This is a genomic window from Romboutsia weinsteinii, assembly GCF_002250835.2.
Taxonomy (GTDB): domain Bacteria; phylum Bacillota; class Clostridia; order Peptostreptococcales; family Peptostreptococcaceae; genus Romboutsia_A; species Romboutsia_A weinsteinii.
This window is the reverse complement of record NZ_NOJY02000145.1, coordinates 1-1,001: the sequence shown is the minus strand read 5'-3', so window position 1 is coordinate 1,001 and position 1,001 is coordinate 1. Positions and strand designations below refer to the sequence as shown.

Below are 1,001 nucleotides of genomic sequence, written 5' to 3'. Positions count from 1 at the left end.
AAGTAATACTAAGCGAAACTTCCAAGGGTGTAGATTTTGCTATAGGACTAGCAGGGGCGATGGCACTTTGGATGGGAATAATGAATATAGCTAAAGATTCAGGGCTAATAGATAAGATAGGAAAAAAATTAAATCCTATTATGAAGAGGCTGTTTCCATCAGTGCCTTCAAATCACAAGGCTATGTCTTATATGGTTATGAATATGGCGCTAAACATGTTAGGGGCAGGAAATGGAGCAACAGCGTTTGGATTAAAGGCAATGAATGAACTTCAAACACTAAATCCTAAAAAGGACACAGCAAGTAATGACATGATTATGTTTTTAGTAATAAATATATCTTCAGTACAAATAATACCATTTACAATGTTGAAAGTAAGGATGGATATGGGGGCACAAAATCCTAGTGAAATAATTATTACAACTTTATTTGCAACAGCTATATCGACAACAATAGCTATAATAAGTTGTAAGATGCTTCAAAGGAGGAAACGATAGATGGTTGAGATTTTTTCAAATTTACTTATACCTTTGATAATTTTATATATAGTAATCTACGGGAGTTACAAAAAAGTTGATATTTACGATAGTTTTGTAAGAGGAGCAGTGGAAGGTCTAAAGGCTACTTGGTCCATACTTCCTTATATAATAGGTATATTTTTAGCTATAGGAATATTTAAAACAGGAAAAGGAATAGAGGTACTAGAATTTATATTTACACCAATAGCAAAATTAATGAGCATACCAAAGGAGTTGATTGGTCTTATAATAGTAAAGCCTCTTTCAGGTAGTGGTGCACTAGGGATGTATGCAGAATTAGCTGGTAGAGTAGGTATAGATACAATAATAGAAAAGATGGGATCTACTATAGTAGGTGCATCAGAGACAATATTTTATACAATGGCAATATATTATGGAAGCTTGAAGATAAAGAATACTCGCCATACTTTGAGTTGTGCCATGCTTAGCCATGTAGCAGGTGTACTAGCATCAGTATTTATA

Annotated in this window: 2 protein-coding genes; both read left to right on the top strand. The window is 33.6% G+C overall.

The features are described from left to right. The coding region (locus CHL78_RS20235; RefSeq protein WP_116041779.1) for a nucleoside recognition domain-containing protein at positions 1 to 497 on the top strand (497 nt) is incomplete at its 5' end. Then, a partial coding sequence (locus tag CHL78_RS20230; RefSeq protein ID WP_116041777.1) for a nucleoside recognition domain-containing protein occupies positions 498 to 1,001 on the top strand: 504 nt, incomplete at its 3' end.